Here is a 16,015-nt window from a genome sequence, read left to right on the forward strand (position 1 = left end):
CAGGCCTTCACCAGGCATCGCGCAGTCGACGCAAGGCCAGAAACACCTGCTCGTCGCGCGGCGCCGCGGCGGAAATCTCGCCGCGAGAGCGCAGAGCGGCAAGAACGGCGGGGCTCTGTAGCCGGAAGAAAAGATTGATCTGGCGCTCTAGACCGACGCTGAGCGTCTGCTCGCTGGATTGGCGCCGACCGCCTTCCAGCTCGCCGAGCAACGACGCTGCGATAGCATTGTCTTTTTCCAGGGAAAGCGTGAAGCGCAGATTGTTCAGCAAGTAGTCGTGTCCGGGATAGAGCAGCGCTGCATCAGGCAGCGGAACAAAGTGCTGCTGCAGCGTGCGAAAAAGCAGGGATGGACTTCCGCTGCGGCAGTGGCCTACGCCCGCCTGAAACACTGTATCCCCGCAAAGCACAGCGGCGACCTGGCCCAATTGAAAGAGAAATAAGGACATATGGTGCGGAGTATGGCCTGGCGTCGCCCGGCAGATAAGCGAGCAATCCCGATCAGCATAAAGGGTTTCACCGTCGCTCAGCGGACGCGGGCAGCCGGCAATGACGCCAGTCGCGCCCGGCATGGCCAGAGACTGCGCCGGGTATCGCCGCAGGAGCTCCGCCGTTCCTCGAATGTGATCGTGGTGTTCGTGCGTATGTAGCACATGACTGAGCCGTAGCCCGAGCGACTGAAGCCACTCAGCAACGCCCGCCCCGTCCCAGGGGTCTACGGCCGCCGCAAAGCTGCCATCCGTAGCGTACAAAAGATGTTCAAAGTTGCGCAGCGGACTGGCGCTCATGCGACGTTCAATTTTCAGCATTTGAAAAAATCCTCAATCTCTCGCCGTCCTGGTCGATGCAGTAAACGATGGCCTCAAGCTCATTGCTGGAAAGAAAAACTCCATCGGCGCCAGGCGCTGTACGCCGCCCCTCGCAGTGCGCCGGAGTGCTCTGGCTGCTCGATGAAATTGAGCGTCGCGCAGAAGATGTCATCGATCGCGAAATTGCGCGCCGGCTGCGACAGTTCGTTGATCGCGTGCAGGAAGACATTCCGCGCGATGTCCTGGAGCAGATTCGCTCCCGACGCAGTGCCATTGACATCAATCGCATCCCGGAAGCGCTCACGCCTTTCTATCGCCACTACGCATTCATGCTGAAGCGCAGCTCGCGCCGCAAGGCGGATGATCAGCTGAGCGGCGAACTCGACTGAAGCGAAGTCTCCTCGGCCAGTTTCGCAAGCCGAAAGACCTGCAGCGGCGCGCTCTTTCCCTTGACCATCACACGCGGCATTCTTTCGCCTTCCACGCCGCCAGCCTCCAGCATTGTGGCCTCCGAAGCCAAGAGCGTCGCCTGAAACTTTTTGCATAACGACTCAATACGAGAGGCCGTGTTCACGGCGTCGCCAATAACGGTATACTCCAGGCGGCTGCCCTGCCCAACATTGCCGGCAAATACCTCTCCGCTGTGCAGACCGATGCCAATTTGTACTGCCGCCAGCCCGCGCCCTCTGCGATCTTCATTAAATGAATGAAGGGCCTCAAGCATGCCGCGCGCTGCGTGCAGGGCGGCGCGTGCATCGCCGCCCTGCTCTGGCAGAGAACGCGGCGCGCCAAAGATAGCCATGATTGCATCGCCGACGAACTTATCCAGGGTGCCGCCTGCGGCGAAGATCACTTCGGTCATCCGCTCCCGAAACTCTCCCAGAAACGCGGCCAACTCCTGCGGATCCATATCCTCCGACATGCGCGTAAAATTGCGAATGTCGCTGAAGAGTATCGTTACCCGCCGACGGCCGCCAGAGGCCAGCGTCTCGCCATTTTCGGCAAGTTCCGCCACAATTTGCGGCGAGAAATAGCGCGCCAGATTCTGACGCTGGATCTCCGCGGCGCCAATTCGCTGTACCATCTGCAGAGCTCTAGCGATGATATAGGCAAGCAGTACGCCGGCGCCGGCAAATACGATCGGGCGAGACAGAATCAGATCGCCGGGAATTACCTCCGGCCCCATGACGTATTTGAACCAATCGTCTGTCAGAATAATTGGCTGCCGGAAGGTAATCACAATCAGGGATGCCAGGGCGCCAAGATGGACGAGGAGTGCGAGGAATAGCAGGCGAAATTGGAACTGCAGGGCCGTAGTCAATAGTGGAAATAAAGTGATCAGCAGCACCGGATTCTTGATTGCAAATGAATAGTTGTCCGACGATGATATGAATGTATAGTACATCAATACGGCATAGATTAGAACGTAGTCAAATACGATGGTAAAGGCCGAAAAGGCAGTCTGCAGAGCTGGCCGGTAAGGTCGCGTCAGCAAATAGCTGTGCACCAGCGTAATGGCAATATAGAGGCCGAGCGCAGTAGAATTCACCAATGGCGAAAATTTCGCATTGCGCAGGCTTAGCGCCAGGATTGTGAGCAAGAGCCAGACAATATAGCGAAAGCGATTGGCAAAGCGCGCTCCATTGTGTTCTTCCTCGGATAGCAACGTGCGCATGGCCGGCGACATGCTGGATCGCTGCAAGGTGCGTAGAAAACTCAGTGGTGAATTTGTCATCCTAATTGACTTCCGAGAGGCCAATTTCCCTGGCCAATTGTACTGCAGATAAACCTGGCGAGCCGGCGGCGTGCTCTTCCGCCTTGTGAACCAGGCGACAGATTGCCGCATTGAGCGGCGCACTGGCGCCCGCTTGCCGGGCAACCTCCACGATCTCGCCATTGATCAAGTCGATCTCCGTTGGACGACGGGCCTGCAAATCCTCCCACATTGAAGATCGCGCCTGCGGATCGATGCGTATCATCGTAGCGGCAATCCGAAAGAAGAGCAGGTCGGGGAGCCCCAGCGCCCACGCCGCAAGGCGCGGCCGCAATTTGCCGGCGGCCTCCACGCGAATGCCAGCAGCGCGCAGAGCCTGCAGGCCTTCGCCAATCAATGCCGCCAAAATTTTCCGAAACGCGCGCTGCTTGAGCTCCTCAAGCAGCGGAATGTTTGCCAGGGCATTGATCGAATTGTTCAGATTCAACAACAGTTTTCCCCAGAGCACGCCTGGCAGATTGCGATGAGCGGCGGCCAGCAATCCGGCGGACTGCAGCAGTTGAGCTACGAGGGCGCCTCGTCCCGCGGGATCCTGTTCGATCAAGAGTTGTCCGGTCGTTCCGCAATGAAAACTGCCAGCGCCGCGATGCACAACATTGAACGGCACCATGCCCGCCAGCGCTATCGCGCCCGATCCATCGAGGCCCTGGGCCAGCAGCGATTGATTGCGGACTCCATTTTGCATACTGACTACGACTGTTTCGGCCGCAATTCGTCCGCGCAGGGATTGCGCAGCCGCCAGCGTTCCGCCTCCCTTTGTGCAGACCAGGATGACCGGGCAATCCCTGAGTCCCTCTGCCTCTTCAAAGAATTGCAGTTGTTCAGGTCGCAGATGCCCCTCTGCTCCCTCCAGATTGCTCCAGTGCAGGCCGTTTGCCTGCAGCTCGGCGCCGATCCGCGCTCGACCCACAAAGCGGACCTGATAACCGGCGCTCAAAAGCCGGGCGCCGATGTAGCAACCGATGCTGCCGGCGCCGAGTATTCCGACCGTGTCAATTTGCTCGAGCATTCTTCAGTTCCTTAAACAATCGAAGCACACCTGGAAAATCCAGTAAGGCGGCGGCGGACATGACGCCGCCCATCAAAGCGCCAGCGACCCCCGGCGAGGAGGCGTCGGCGCCGGTCAGATACAGACCCTGGACCGGCGTTCGAACGCCCAACCATTCGAGCTGAAAGCGCTCTGGCGTGCACGCCAATCCATAGATTGATCCCTGCGGATGTGCCGTAAAGTATTCATTGCTCAGCGGAGTGGATAGTTCCTGGTACACGACCCTGCTTTTCAGCCCAGGCAAATGCCGCTCCACGAAATCAAGCAGGCCATCGGCGATCCGTTGTTTGAGGGCTTCGTACTCCGCCCCGCGATTCTTCCACGCTTCCCCACTCCAGGCCTGAAATGGAGCATAGTCGCAAAAGGTGATGATCTCTGCCGTGTGGGCCTGAGCCATCGGGTCTTTCAGCGAAGGAAAGGAAAGATAGGCCGCGGATATTTTTCCCTGCAGTACATCCTGGCGGCGCGAAAAAATGGCATCATGGTCGTAGTCGTCGTAGATCCAGTAGTTCTCGCCTTGAAAGCCCAGGCGGCGCGGATCTTCGTCAAATCCAAGATAGAGCGTAACACAGCTGACGCCCTGGCGCAGCTCAGCCAGCGCCGATCGAAAGGGGATTTCCACAGCTGGCGGAAGCAGTCTCAAGAAAGTATTGTAGGCGCCAGCGTCGGAAATGACTCGCGGCGCGCGAAAGGTATGCTCGCTTTGCCTTTCGCCGACAATCTTTCTCGAACGCACCCCGCAGACGCGGCCATTCTCGATCAGAATTTCCTCAACATGGTGATTGAGCCTGATAGAGCCCCCGTGATCCTGGATGATTGGCTCGATGCTGGCGGCAATGGTTCCGGCGCCGCCAATCGGATAGTAAGCGCCTCCAAAGTAATGCGTTGCGATCAGAGCGTGAATGACAAAGGCGCTCTCCGCGGGAGGCAAACCATAGTCGCCCCACTGTGAAAGAAGGATCGCTCGCAACTTTGGATCGCGAAAGTTCGACTCCATGTACTCTCTGGTAGTCATCAGCGCGTGACCGCGGCCGATCAGCTTCAGCAAGCCGGCGACTCGTTGCAGCGCCGCCGGCAAAGCCTTCAACGAAACATGGCGACCAAACCAGCTTGCGGTCTGCCGGACGTCCTGAAAATAGGCGGCGATTGCACCTCGTTCGCCAGTGAATTGTTGTTCCAGCAGCGCTTGAAATTCGGCGGGATCATCTGGAATAGCAAAGGTAAATTCGGGATAGATAAACTTCTCAAATGGGTCCGGCATCTTTTGCCATTGGACCGCGCCGCCGCTGATCCAATCAAAAATCTCACGCAACATCGACCCGGGCTGCAAGCCGCCAATGTAATGCACGCCGACATCCCAGCGAAACTTGCCTTCGCGCCTAAAAGCGTGGGTGAAGCCGCCAGCCTTGAAGTGGCGTTCCAGTACCAGGACGCGCCAATTCTTGAGCTGGGCCACTATGCTGGCCGTTGCCAGTCCGCCGATACCGGAGCCGATGACAATTGCGTCCCATTCCTCACCGTCCATTGCTTGAGCTTCCGCCGTCATAGATTTGCTCCCTTCCAGTTGCGTTCGGCCAATCTGCAGCGCTGCCTTTGCGCAATGCCGCGAAAGCTGAGCTGCGCCGCAAGGGCGCCAAGTCCGAATCGATCGATTAACCTGCGCTGCGTTTCAGGCGTCCAGGTCAGGGCACAGACGGGCATGCGGATGCTCCATGCCGCGCCGCTCAGGCGTCAGAGGCGATCGGCAAGCAGGACCGCAGGCGGTCGACCTTAGAATCAGGTAGTCATACCTGGCTTTCGGCCAGCGAAATGCTGCCAATCAAAAGGCCGCGCTTTTGCTTGCCCTCCAGCAGGCTTCAGGCATTCTCCAGTGGTGAAGCCCAAGCCGTTGCAAGTCTTGATCCGAGCCAGGGACGCACTCCTGTCCTCATTTCGTCGCTGGCAGAGCGCCTATCGACAATCCGCAGTCGCCGGCCGTTTGCGCCAATGGACCGCGGCCATAGAGCGCCGCTTTGGACCGCTGGCGGCGGCGCTCTGGAGACAGATCGCTCCCTTGCTGGATACTCCGCGCCGAATCCTTGCCCTGCTTGTCTCCGGGATACGCGCCAAGCTTGCCTGGTTTACAGCATTTTTGATTCTGGTTACAGTTCTATTCCTTTCCATCATCTATCTGCAACAACAACAATCCATCCAAACTGAAAGCTATGACCGTGAGGCGGCCATCTCCCGCCGCTATATTTCCGCTCTGGTGCTGGAGATCGATAATATCTCTCAGAGCCTTGTACGTACCGAGGAATTTCGCATTCGCATCCGAGAACAGCGCGAGGCGCTCAAGCGCTACCGCAGCACGCGTATTGTCAGTCAGGAAAAGGAAGTCTCTCTTTTTGGGATTCGCACTTCGCTGTTTGGAGCGCTTGGCCGCCAGAATGTTCGGCGAACTGCGGAGACCTACTACTCTGCCTATCTTTCCGACGACGAGGTCGATGCACTGGAAGCAAGCTCGCGCGCTCAACTGCAGGGCTCCGGCGGAGAGGGTATTTCCGACCTCGACTTTAGCCGATTGCAGGCGCTGGCGAAAGACTACGTTACAGCGGAAAACAACGTACAGGATGCGCGTCGTGCGCTCCAGGAAGCCGAGCAACGCGCAACGGAGACGCTACAGGGTGCGGCGACCGGCGGCGGCGCTCAGCCATCGATCAATCCGGCCCTGGCCCAGAAGGTCAAGGAAGGCATGGACCGCGCGCGGCAAGCTCGGCTGAGGCTTGATTCGCGCATTGCACAGCTGATGGCAGGCTCCCGAAAGCGAAAAATCAAGGAACTTGGTCTTGATACGGGACGTTTTCGAATCCAGACCTTCCCTACCGGCGCCATCACCGGCAGCGAAAGCTCGCAGCCTACGCTGGATACCAGTCTCTTTGATCCGGAGAGCAAGCTGAATCAATCTCTTGCCGATCCTGATCTTGAAAGTTCCTTGAGCGCCGCACTGGATTCGCTTTCGCAGACTCTTGGTCTGGATTCGTCGTTGACTCCAACCCAGCTGGAGCTGGGCGAGATGCAGCTGCAAGCGCTCTATTCTCCGTACTTTCGCAACCCACAGTCCACCGAGCGCGCCCGCTCCGTAGAAACGCTGCGTGCAGAAGCGCACGAATGGCAGCATTACCTGGAACTGGATGCAAACTACGCAGCCAAACTTGGCGATCTGAGCAAGAAAATCGCTCAGCGCCTGGAAGAATTGCGCAAGCAACGGCCGCCCACTCCGCCCTTTCGCGACACGCAATTCAGGCAATTGTATAGCTCTTATGCCGCTATCGTAGCCGAGCGCAATAAGGCCTTTGCGCAGCAGGCTGCAGCCGAAAGCAGCGCGGATGCCGCCGCGCCGGTTGACCGCCTGGCGGATGCCGTAGGCAATTTGCGCGAGGCTGCGCTGGAGGACGGCGTCTTGCTACGGTTTCGTGAAGACAGCGCCGCCTACGACAGCTATCTACGAGATGCGCTCCTGCGCCAGTCCCAACAAGAACGCTGGCAAAAACTGCGTCAGTGGATTTATGCCGGCGAAAGCGAGACGCCCGACAGGGGTTTGAGTCGCGCCTACAGCGAAGGCATCATTGGCAATAGTCGTACTGAGGCGGAGCAGATCATGTGGCGGCTGGATTCTTCGCCGCTGCTTGCTTCCGACTCCGAAGATGTGAGCCAGCAGGTTCTGGGCCGAAATTTTGCGGGGGTCATTCGAACGTTGGTGGACCGAACTCGCGGGTTGGAAGAAATCAAGCAGAATCGCAATCGCGCCATCCTCTATGCATCAGGTATCGCTGCGCTTTCGATTCTTTTTGCAATCTTCATTTCTGGATTTGTCGTCCAGAAGATCAAACGCATCATTAAGAGCGCCGAGGACGTTGGGCGGGGAAGCCTGAACGTTCAATTCGAGCACGGCGGCAACGATGAATTCGGAAATCTCACGATAGCCCTGAACTCCATGGTCAGCGGCCTGCGCGACCGTGAAAAGATCAAGGGCATCCTGGGCAGCATGGTCGATCCGGTGGTTGTGACCGAGGCGATGAAGGACCTGCAGGCGCTGAAACGCGGCAGCGAAAAGCGAATCACCGCTTTCTTCTCCGATGTCGCCTCCTTTTCTACTATCAGTGAAAAGCTCAGTTCAGTAGAACTCGCCGCGCTGCTCAATGAATACCTATCAGCCATGACCCTGATCCTCAAGGAGCACGAGGGCGTTCTGGACAAATACATTGGCGATGCCATTGTCGGTATCTGGAACGCGCCGGTTGATGTGGATCACCATTGCCTGAAGGCAGTGCAGGCCACGCTGCGCATGGTTGATTGCATGATCGAAATGCGAGCCAGGTGGACCAAAGAGCAGAAATACATTCCTGAGGCGCGCACCATGCGCTTCCGCGTTGGGTTGAATACGGGCCTAGCCAAAGTAGGCTTCATGGGCACGGATGCGCTGGCAGCCTATACCATGATGGGCGATACAGTGAATCTGGCGGCGCGACTCGAAGCGGCCGGCAAGGACTACGGCATCGAGCTGCTGGCTTCCGAAGCAGTCTACCGCGAAGTATCGGACAAGATTTTTGCCCGAAAACTGGATCTTGTTCGCGTCAAAGGTAAGACGGAGCCTGTCGCCCTGTACGAGATCATCAGCGATTCCCCTCGACCGCCAGAGGCGCGGGCGCGCTGCGCTGAGCAATACGAAGCGGCCTTTGCTTTATACTTAAAGCGTCAGTGGCGGCCGGCGATTGCCGGATTTGAGCAAGCGATTGTTGCCAGCGGCGGTAAGGATAAGGCAGCGGACCTGTTGATCCAGCGTTGTCGCATGTATGAGGCCGCGCCGCCGCCTCACGATTGGGACGGAGTCTACACGCGCGAGCACAAATAGAGCCGACAGTACGCTTAGCCTTCGGAGCGCGATCCTCAAGATTGCGCTCCGAAGTCATGCCTGCCTTGATTTCAGCCGACCAGCTTTTTCATCGCCACGCCAATTTCGGCCAGCGAGTTGACGACATGGATTCCGGCGTCGCGCATCGCCTCCATCTTGGAGGAAGCAGTGCCCTTGCCGCCGGAGATAATAGCTCCGGCGTGACCCATGCGCTTTCCGGGAGGCGCAGTCTGCCCCGCGATAAAGCCAACCACCGGCTTTTTGACATGCTGCTTGATCCAGCTGGCGGCATCCTCTTCGTCCGTTCCGCCAATTTCGCCGATCATAACAATCCCTTTGGTATCGGGATCATTGTTGAGTAGTTCTATAGCATCGCGATGTTTGGTGCCGATGACCGGGTCGCCGCCAATGCCGATGCAGGTCGTTTGGCCGAGGCCCTGACTGGTAAGCTGATGAACGGCTTCATATGTCAGCGTTCCGGATCGAGAAACAACGCCAATATTGCCCGGCTTATGAATGAAGCCCGGCATGATCCCGATTTTGCACTGACCCGGCGTAATCACCCCCGGACAGTTTGGGCCAATCAAGCGCGTGCTGGATTCTTTCAACACCGGCCAGACGCGGGCCATATCCTGCACCGGGATGCCTTCCGTAATACATACAACCAGTGGGATTCCGGCGCCTACACACTCCAGGATTGCATCGGCAGCAAAGGCCGGCGGAACAAAAATTACAGATGCATTTGCACCTTCCTTGTCCATGGCTTCCGAGATAGTATTAAAGATCGGCGCATTGTGATGGCTCTGGCCGCCCTTGCCGGGGGTAACGCCGGCCACAACGTTTGAGCCATATTCAATCATCTGCGCGGCGTGAAAGGACCCTTCCTTTCCGGTAATTCCCTGCACGACGACGCGGGTGTTTTTATCTACGAGTACTGACATTATGTTTTTCCTTTGCCTATGGCCGTATCAGGCTTTGAATACCTTGCGAATTTGGTCCACACACTGATCCAGCGTGTCGGCGGCGATGATGCCCAGATTCGCCTCATCGAGAATCTTGCGCGCTACTTCGGCGTTTGTGCCCTGCAAGCGAACAATAAGCGGCACTGATATTTTCACTTCTTGCGCCGCCTGCATGATGCCATGTGCAACCCTGTCGCACTGAACAATGCCGCCAAAAATGTTCACAAAGATGGCCTTTACATTGGGATCGCCCAGAATGATGCGAAAGCCGTTAGCAACAGTGGTAGGATTGGCGCCGCCGCCCACATCGAGAAAGTTCGCCGGATCCGCGCCGGCCAGCTTGCAAATGTCCATGGTCGCCATGGCCAGGCCTGCGCCGTTCACCATACAACCAATATTGCCGTCCAGTCGAACGTAGTTGAGATTGAACTCGGAGGCCTTGACTTCCAGCGGATCTTCTTCGGTGATATCGCGATAGGCTGCCGAATCGGGATGCCGGTAAAGTGCGTTGTCATCGATCTGCAGCTTGCAATCCAATGCGATCAGCGTGTTTTCTTCGGTAAGCACCAGCGGGTTCACCTCCAGCATGCTGGCGTCCTCTTTCGCAAAAGCCGTCCAGAGCTTCATCAGGAAGTCGACGCCCTGCTTCATGACCTCGCCCGGCAAACCCAGCCGAAAGATCAATTCTCGGGCCTGCCAGGGCTGCAATCCCAGATTCATTTCCACCGGCAATTTGATGATCTTGTCCGGATGCTTGGCCGCCACCTCTTCGATGTCCATCCCGCCTTCGGTGGAAACCATGATGATCGGCTTTTGCAGGGCCCGATCCATGAGAATGGAAAGATAGAGTTCGCGGGCAATTCGAGTTCCCTTTTCCAGATAGACCTTCAATACCTGCTTGGCAACGCCGCCGGTCTGAATGGTATGAAGGTACTTCTCCAGCATGTTGCCGCCAAACTGCAGCGCTTCTTCTCGGCTGCGCGCAACCTTGACGCCGCCATCCTGGACCTTTTTGGCCGTAGCCGGATCGGGGCCGTCATAGAGCGCGCCCTTCCCCCGCCCGCCGGCATGGATTTGACTTTTCACGGCGACGATCTCGGCCTTGAGGGCGTCATAGGCTGGACCGAGCTCATCCATCCTGGAGGCCACGCGACCCTCGGGCACGTTAACGCCGTGCTTGCGCAGCAATTCCTTTGCCTGATACTCGTGAATTTTCATAGAAACGGTCGTCTCCGCGTTGCAGTTGTGACAGGATCAAGAGCGACAAGCGGCGGGGGAATTCTTTTTTTGATTTGGGAACAGGGATGTGGATCATTGGCGACATTCATGGCTGTCTGGAGGAACTCGAAGAGCTGCTGGACCAGATTGACCCATCCGACTCGCTGGTCTTTCTTGGCGACTACGTAGATCGAGGCCCGGACTCGCGAGGAGTTATCGAGCGCTTGCTCCGTGAAAAGCGGCGCGCACGTTTTGTGATGGGAAACCACGAAGCTATGATGCTGGCGCATCTTGACGAATCGGGCAGCGCCGAGGGCAGGTCCTGGTTGCATCCGGCCAATGGCGGCGATGCTACGCTTCGCTCCTATGGACTGCGGCCGGGAGCTCGTCTTGAAGAGCTGCCGGCGTCGCATCGCGCCTTTCTACAAGAACTGGAACTATACGTCGAAGGGGAGGACTGGATCGCCGTCCATGCCGGCGTGCGCAACAATGGCAGTACAGCTATGAATGAGCAGCTCCCAGAAGATCTGCTCTGGATTCGCGAGGATTGGATTCGGAGCGAGTCCCGATGGCGCGGCAAGAAAATTTATTACGGCCATACGCCGGCCCGCTATGTTCTCGGTTTGGCTCAAGCTTGCGAGCCAATCCGTGGCAGACGTTCCGTTGGTCTCGATACAGGCTGCGTCTACGGCGGCGCTCTCAGCGCAATGCACCTGCCCGATGAACGACTGCTGCAGGCGCGGTCGCGAGGCGCGGCCCAATGGTAAGCAGCGAGGAATCAGGCGAAAATCCGGTCCAGTCGCACCAGCCTGAACTTCTGTCCAGTCTGCCGGCGCAAACTCAGTCCGATGTCCACGCAATCTACCGCCGCCTGCACGAACTGGGCAAGGAATGCTACCTGGTTGGCGGGGCGGTACGCGACCTGCTGATGGGCCGCAAGGCTGGTGATCTGGACTTTACGACCAATGCCCGGCCTGACGAAATCATCGCCGCTTTCCGGCGCACCGTGCCGACCGGCTTGCAGCATGGAACCGTAACCGTTCTTCTCGGCGACGCCGCTTACGAGCTAACCACCTACCGTCGCGAGACCATTTACAGCGATGCGCGTCGTCCCGACCGAATTGAATACGCTGATCGTTTGCAGGAGGACCTGTCGCGCCGCGACTTTACGGTCAATGCGCTCGCCTACGAACCGGGAGAGGCGCTGCTCCTCGACTATCACAGCGGCCTGCGCGACCTCCGGCAGCGACTGTTGCGCACGATTGGCCGCGCGGAGGATCGTTTTTTTGAAGATGGACTGCGGCCAATTCGCGCCTGTCGCTTTCTTGCCACCCTTGGCTTTCGGCTGGATTCCGCAACGGAGCGAGCCTTGCGCAGTAGCGATGTACAGCAACGCAGCGCAATGGTGGCGGTCGAACGCTTTAGCGAAGAGCTCTGGAAGGGATTGCGCGCCGATCGGCCCAGTCTGATGATTGCGGAGCTGGAGCGATCCGGATTGCTCTACCTTTTTTTCACTGCCGAACACGGTCGATTTGAACGCAGCTCCGGCGCCGCCCTAGAGCGTCTGGATCGATGCCCTGGAGCGCCAATCCTGCGCCTGGCTATGTGGTGGGAGGACCTTGGCCTCAACCCGGATGGCGCCGTCGAACGATTGGCGCGTTCCCTGAAATTTTCATGGAAACAAATTCGAGACGTGGAGTGGCTGCAGCGCTATTTTCAGTTTCAGAAAGAGCTGGCCCGGCGCGGCGCCTACCTCGATGACGATGCAGTGCTCGCCGATCTGCGCCCTGAACTCTCCTATCAATTGCGTTCCTTCCTGAGCCGGGTCCGCGAAACCTTTCGCGATGAGAGCGGCGCATTCCTGACAATGGCGGCGCACTATCCGCTGCATGCCGCGCCCACCCGGCTCTTACTCGCTGGCCTCGAAAAGGAGGCCTTGACCATTCGCGATTTGAAGATCAATGGCGCGGACTTGATGGCGCTGGGGCTCAGCGGGCCTCAAATTGGCAATGCGCTGAAGATGCTTCTGGATCAGGTGCTCCGCAATCAAAGTCTCAATAATCGTCAACGGCTGCTGGCGCTTGCCACCGGTCAGTAGCTGGAGTCTGCGTCGGCCAGCTCGTCCAGGCTGACTTCAGATTCAGGGGCCCAGCCATTGTGAATGGAATGCTCAGGAAAATACTGAAAGAATGCGGCGCGGGGTACAATACGGTAGCCCGTTCCGTAGTTCTCCATCCAGGCCTTGCTGTATTCAATTTCTGGAATCATGTGAAAGGGAATTTCGTTTTCGAATCGATTCATCATATCGACAGTAACGCTCATTCCTGGAGATAGTTGCGTTTTCATAAACGCCCAGTCGCGCTTGAAACGCAGGGGATCGGGGCGCATATCGGGCACGCGCTCTTCAAGCATCAACAGGCGCTTTAGCGGACAGCCAATATCTGAATAAGGAGCAAGATTCACCTTAACAAAACGGTTGGCCAGTCCTAAGTTTTCTGTTACGGGGAGCGTGATCCTGGTCTTGTGGATGCGAGCCTTGCGCAAATCCTGATGTAGGTTTTCCAGACTGAGGTCGATCACATGGCCGCCGATGCCATACTCGCCCTCGCGTACCCAGCGATAGATGTCTCGCGGCTCGGCAAAGGCATAGCGATCCAGAAACTGCTCCGAAATGAACATGCGCTCTTCGAAGCTGACGCCCTCCCCCAGTCGTTCAACGTTCAAGTCCATGGCAGCTTGACAATCACTCAGCGTCTGGAATGCGCCATTCCCAACTCTTCGCCGCGCCAGAGCCGCCGGATATTTTCGCTGTGTCGATAGAGCGTAATCAAAACGGCCGCTACTGTCATCCAGAGAATCGGCAGATGATCGGAGCGCCAGGGTTCATCAACATAGAGGAAATAGGCCAGGGGGAGAATGCTCACGCCAACCAGGCTGCCCAACGAGAAGTATCGAAAAATCCCTATGACAATGACGCCAGCGCCGGCGGCCGCCAGAATACCCAGCGGGAACAGTGCTGCAAAGACGCCGATCAATGTAGCCACGCCCTTGCCTCCCTTCCAGCCAAGAAAAGGAGTCCAGACGTGGCCAGCCACGGCGGCCAGACCAAAGGCGATTTGTAGCCAGACCAGTGCGGCGGCGCTCAAATCGTTGCGCCAGGGCAGGACCAGCAACACGGCCGCCGCTCCTTTCCCTGCATCGAGGATCAGGGTGGCCACGCCCGCCGCTGGCCCGACCACTCGATAAACGTTGCTTGCGCCGGGATTGCCGGAGCCTTCCTGTCGGATGTCAACGCCAGCCAGCAGGCGCGCCAGCAAATAGGAAAAGGGAGTCGAGCCCATCAAAAAGGCGACCGGCGCGCCGAGCAGCAGCAATCCTTGCGTCTCTGTCATTTTCGATCCGCCCCGCTCTCCCGGACATAGAGGCGCAGCGGAATCCCGTCCAGCTTGTATTCCTTGCGCAGCCGATTTTCGATATAGGCGCTCAAGTTGGGCCGAAAGTCCTTGCGCCGGTTCACGAAAAGGGCGAACACCGGCGGCTCGGTTTCCGGCTGCGTCGCGTAGAGAATTTTCAATCCGGCGCGCGTTCCTGGCGCTCCGCGAAACCAATTTTGAACGCGATTGTTTAACTCAGCGGTAGGAATACGCAGTCGCATACGCTGGTCCAGATCAAAGGCGGCTTCCAGTAGATCTCCGATCCGCTGTCCGCTCAGGGCCGAACAGAAGACAACCGGAAAGCGCCGGGCGTGGGGAAAGAGAAACTCGAGCCGATCCCGGTATTCGCTCATTGTCTTCTGGTTCTTGTTCGGAAGCGCATCCCACTTGTTTACGGCCAGAATAGCTGGCCGACGCATTTCGTTGACCATGGCGGAAATCTTTTTGTCGAAATCGGTAACGCCGGCAGTTGCATCCAGTACATGGATGACAACGCGCGCGTCATGGATTGCACGACGCGTGCGCGTCGTAGAGAAAAAATCTACTCGCGCCTTCTCTTCGCGCAACTTAGCCGTCCGGCGCAAACCAGCTGTATCGACAATTCGCGCCTGGCGTCCCTGGTAGGTTAAGATGGTGTCCACCGTATCACGCGTTGTGCCGGGGACCTCGGAAACAATCGACAGATCTTTTCCAGCCAGGCGATTGAAGAGCGAAGATTTGCCAGCGTTGGGTCGACCTACGATTGCAATACGCGTCTCTTCGGCATTGCGCTCGGGAAAAACCGTTGAATCGTCTTTGCGCTGCCCCTTCGCATGCGAGCGAAGCGGCGCGCCATTGCCGCGACGCAAGGACGGCGCCTGTTCGGCCATGGACTCCAGCAATGCTTCCAGATTCCAGCGCCCGCGGGCCGATATTGGCGTGGCATTCAGAAGACCCATTTCAAAAAATTCGGCAAGGCCTTCAGCGGCGTGGGACGCGCCATCGATTTTGTTAACGGCAAATGCTACTGGCGCCTTTGATCCGCTGCTACGAAGCAGAGCGAGAAAATCATAGTCAAAAGCGGCCGGGGCCGGCGCTTCCAGCAAGAAGAGCGTGAGGTCGACGCTGGCGATGAAGTCTCTGGCTCGCTTGAGAACTGTCGCCTCCAGCTCGTTTGGATCTTCGATGTCCAGTCCCGGCGTATCGCAAAGCACAAAGTGGTAGGGACCGCGCTCAATTTCAACTTCTAGAATATCGCGGGTCAAGCCTGGCGTATCATCGGTGATCGCCCGTCGCCGGCCGTAGAGCGCATTAAGCAACGTGGACTTTCCAACATTGCGGCGTCCCACGAGCGCGACGCGCGGCAGTTTTTTACGTTTTCCAGACATAATCAACGATTCGCTTCGCGCAAAGCGCGCTCCATCTCGCGCTTCGCTTCGCTCTTCTTTTCACTTTCGCGTTTATCGGCCATCTTTTTGCCGCGGCCAACGCCCAGCAGCACCTTGACCCGGCCGCGCTCGTTGAAGTACATCTTCAGCGGCACTACACTCAGGCGTTTTTCCTGGATCCGCGAACTCAAATCCGTAATTTCGTTGCGATGCAGCAGCAACTTACGCGGACGCGATTCCTCGTGATTGAAATGCGTTGCATTGGCATAAGGTTGAATCTTGAGATTGATCAAGAAGAGTTCGTTTTGCCTGGGCTGCGCGTAGGCGTCGGTCAGGTTTGCCTGGCCAGCCCGCAACGACTTCACTTCCGTTCCCCGCAATTCCAGACCGGCCTCAATCGTCTCCAGGATCTCATAGTTATGGCGAGCCTTGCGATTCTCGATCGCCGGCGGCGCCTTCCTTGATGCATTCTGAGCCATAGTCAATGCAGGCCCGCGAGCTGAAGTCTGCTAC

At 57.7% G+C, this 16,015-nt stretch carries 14 protein-coding genes; 4 read left to right on the plus strand and 10 right to left on the minus strand.

Annotated features, from left to right (window positions below):
• Positions 1–7: 7 nt before the first annotated feature.
• Positions 8–808, minus strand: coding sequence for an MBL fold metallo-hydrolase (locus K1X75_04885; protein ID MBX7057378.1), 801 nt, complete (start codon positions 806–808; stop codon positions 8–10).
• 47 nt (positions 809–855) lie between these two features.
• Here K1X75_04885 and K1X75_04890 point away from each other — a divergent pair, with 47 nt between their 5' ends.
• Positions 856–1,197 (plus strand): hypothetical protein, encoded by a 342-nt coding sequence (locus K1X75_04890; GenBank protein MBX7057379.1) that lies wholly within the window; start codon positions 856–858, stop codon positions 1,195–1,197.
• On the opposite strand, the gene K1X75_04895 is transcribed toward K1X75_04890, so the two are convergent.
• The 3 genes from K1X75_04895 to K1X75_04905 are packed head-to-tail and all read right to left on the minus strand — an operon-like array spanning position 1,173 to position 5,155.
• Positions 1,173–2,543, minus strand: coding sequence for an adenylate/guanylate cyclase domain-containing protein (locus tag K1X75_04895; GenBank protein MBX7057380.1), 1,371 nt, complete (start codon positions 2,541–2,543; stop codon positions 1,173–1,175). The genes K1X75_04890 and K1X75_04895 overlap by 25 nt on opposite strands.
• 1 nt (position 2,544) lies before the next feature.
• Complete coding sequence (locus K1X75_04900) at positions 2,545–3,591, minus strand: 2-dehydropantoate 2-reductase (GenBank protein MBX7057381.1); 1,047 nt, start codon at positions 3,589–3,591, stop codon at positions 2,545–2,547.
• Positions 3,575–5,155, minus strand: coding sequence for an NAD(P)/FAD-dependent oxidoreductase (locus K1X75_04905; protein ID MBX7057382.1), 1,581 nt, complete (start codon positions 5,153–5,155; stop codon positions 3,575–3,577). The genes K1X75_04900 and K1X75_04905 overlap by 17 nt, the downstream gene beginning before the upstream one ends.
• 531 nt (positions 5,156–5,686) lie before the next feature.
• On the opposite strand from K1X75_04905, the gene K1X75_04910 reads away from it, so the two are divergent.
• Complete coding sequence (locus K1X75_04910; protein MBX7057383.1) at positions 5,687–8,521, plus strand: adenylate/guanylate cyclase domain-containing protein; 2,835 nt, start codon at positions 5,687–5,689, stop codon at positions 8,519–8,521.
• 71 nt (positions 8,522–8,592) lie between these two features.
• Here the strand turns inward: K1X75_04910 and sucD are convergent, their stop codons facing one another.
• Positions 8,593–9,462 (minus strand): succinate--CoA ligase subunit alpha, encoded by an 870-nt coding sequence (sucD, locus tag K1X75_04915; GenBank protein MBX7057384.1) that lies wholly within the window; start codon positions 9,460–9,462, stop codon positions 8,593–8,595.
• Between the two features lie 27 nt (positions 9,463–9,489).
• Positions 9,490–10,701 (minus strand): ADP-forming succinate--CoA ligase subunit beta, encoded by a 1,212-nt coding sequence (sucC, locus tag K1X75_04920; GenBank protein ID MBX7057385.1) that lies wholly within the window; start codon positions 10,699–10,701, stop codon positions 9,490–9,492.
• A gap of 86 nt (positions 10,702–10,787) precedes the next feature.
• On the opposite strand from sucC, the gene K1X75_04925 reads away from it, so the two are divergent.
• Together K1X75_04925 and K1X75_04930 are read left to right on the plus strand one after the other, a co-directional pair.
• Positions 10,788–11,468, plus strand: coding sequence for a serine/threonine protein phosphatase (locus tag K1X75_04925; protein MBX7057386.1), 681 nt, complete (start codon positions 10,788–10,790; stop codon positions 11,466–11,468).
• Complete coding sequence (locus tag K1X75_04930; GenBank protein MBX7057387.1) at positions 11,462–12,799, plus strand: CCA tRNA nucleotidyltransferase; 1,338 nt, start codon at positions 11,462–11,464, stop codon at positions 12,797–12,799. The genes K1X75_04925 and K1X75_04930 overlap by 7 nt, the downstream gene beginning before the upstream one ends.
• On the opposite strand, the gene K1X75_04935 is transcribed toward K1X75_04930, so the two are convergent.
• The 4 genes from K1X75_04935 to smpB are packed head-to-tail and all read right to left on the minus strand — an operon-like array spanning position 12,793 to position 15,981.
• Complete coding sequence (locus K1X75_04935; protein MBX7057388.1) at positions 12,793–13,431, minus strand: hypothetical protein; 639 nt, start codon at positions 13,429–13,431, stop codon at positions 12,793–12,795. The two genes, K1X75_04930 and K1X75_04935, sit on opposite strands and share 7 nt — an antisense overlap.
• 17 nt (positions 13,432–13,448) lie before the next feature.
• Positions 13,449–14,093: a glycerol-3-phosphate 1-O-acyltransferase PlsY gene (plsY, locus tag K1X75_04940; protein MBX7057389.1), complete on the minus strand. Its 645-nt coding sequence runs from the start codon at positions 14,091–14,093 to the stop codon at positions 13,449–13,451.
• Positions 14,090–15,463: a ribosome biogenesis GTPase Der gene (gene der, locus K1X75_04945; GenBank protein ID MBX7057390.1), complete on the minus strand. Its 1,374-nt coding sequence runs from the start codon at positions 15,461–15,463 to the stop codon at positions 14,090–14,092. The genes plsY and der overlap by 4 nt, the downstream gene beginning before the upstream one ends.
• 41 nt (positions 15,464–15,504) lie before the next feature.
• Positions 15,505–15,981, minus strand: a complete 477-nt coding sequence (gene smpB / locus K1X75_04950; protein MBX7057391.1) for an SsrA-binding protein SmpB — start codon at positions 15,979–15,981, stop codon at positions 15,505–15,507.
• Positions 15,982–16,015 lie beyond the last annotated feature (34 nt).

Source organism: Leptospirales bacterium (genome assembly GCA_019694655.1).
Taxonomy (GTDB): Bacteria; Spirochaetota; Leptospiria; order Leptospirales; family Leptonemataceae; genus SSF53.

Excerpts from the sequence above, each read along its gene's own strand:
- K1X75_04890 (MBX7057379.1), top strand. The coding sequence starts at position 856 with ATGGCCTCAAGCTCATTGCTGGAAAGAAAAACTCCATCGGCGCCAGGC.
- K1X75_04895 (MBX7057380.1), bottom strand. The coding sequence starts at position 2,543 with ATGACAAATTCACCACTGAGTTTTCTACGCACCTTGCAGCGATCCAGC.
- sucD (MBX7057384.1), bottom strand. The coding sequence starts at position 9,462 with ATGTCAGTACTCGTAGATAAAAACACCCGCGTCGTCGTGCAGGGAATT.
- K1X75_04925 (MBX7057386.1), top strand. The coding sequence starts at position 10,788 with ATGTGGATCATTGGCGACATTCATGGCTGTCTGGAGGAACTCGAAGAG.
- K1X75_04885 (MBX7057378.1), bottom strand. The coding sequence starts at position 808 with ATGCTGAAAATTGAACGTCGCATGAGCGCCAGTCCGCTGCGCAACTTT.
- K1X75_04935 (MBX7057388.1), bottom strand. The coding sequence starts at position 13,431 with ATGGACTTGAACGTTGAACGACTGGGGGAGGGCGTCAGCTTCGAAGAG.
- plsY (MBX7057389.1), bottom strand. The coding sequence starts at position 14,093 with ATGACAGAGACGCAAGGATTGCTGCTGCTCGGCGCGCCGGTCGCCTTT.
- smpB (MBX7057391.1), bottom strand. The coding sequence starts at position 15,981 with ATGGCTCAGAATGCATCAAGGAAGGCGCCGCCGGCGATCGAGAATCGC.
- K1X75_04900 (MBX7057381.1), bottom strand. The coding sequence starts at position 3,591 with ATGCTCGAGCAAATTGACACGGTCGGAATACTCGGCGCCGGCAGCATC.
- K1X75_04930 (MBX7057387.1), top strand. The coding sequence starts at position 11,462 with ATGGTAAGCAGCGAGGAATCAGGCGAAAATCCGGTCCAGTCGCACCAG.
- K1X75_04905 (MBX7057382.1), bottom strand. The coding sequence starts at position 5,155 with ATGGACGGTGAGGAATGGGACGCAATTGTCATCGGCTCCGGTATCGGC.
- sucC (MBX7057385.1), bottom strand. The coding sequence starts at position 10,701 with ATGAAAATTCACGAGTATCAGGCAAAGGAATTGCTGCGCAAGCACGGC.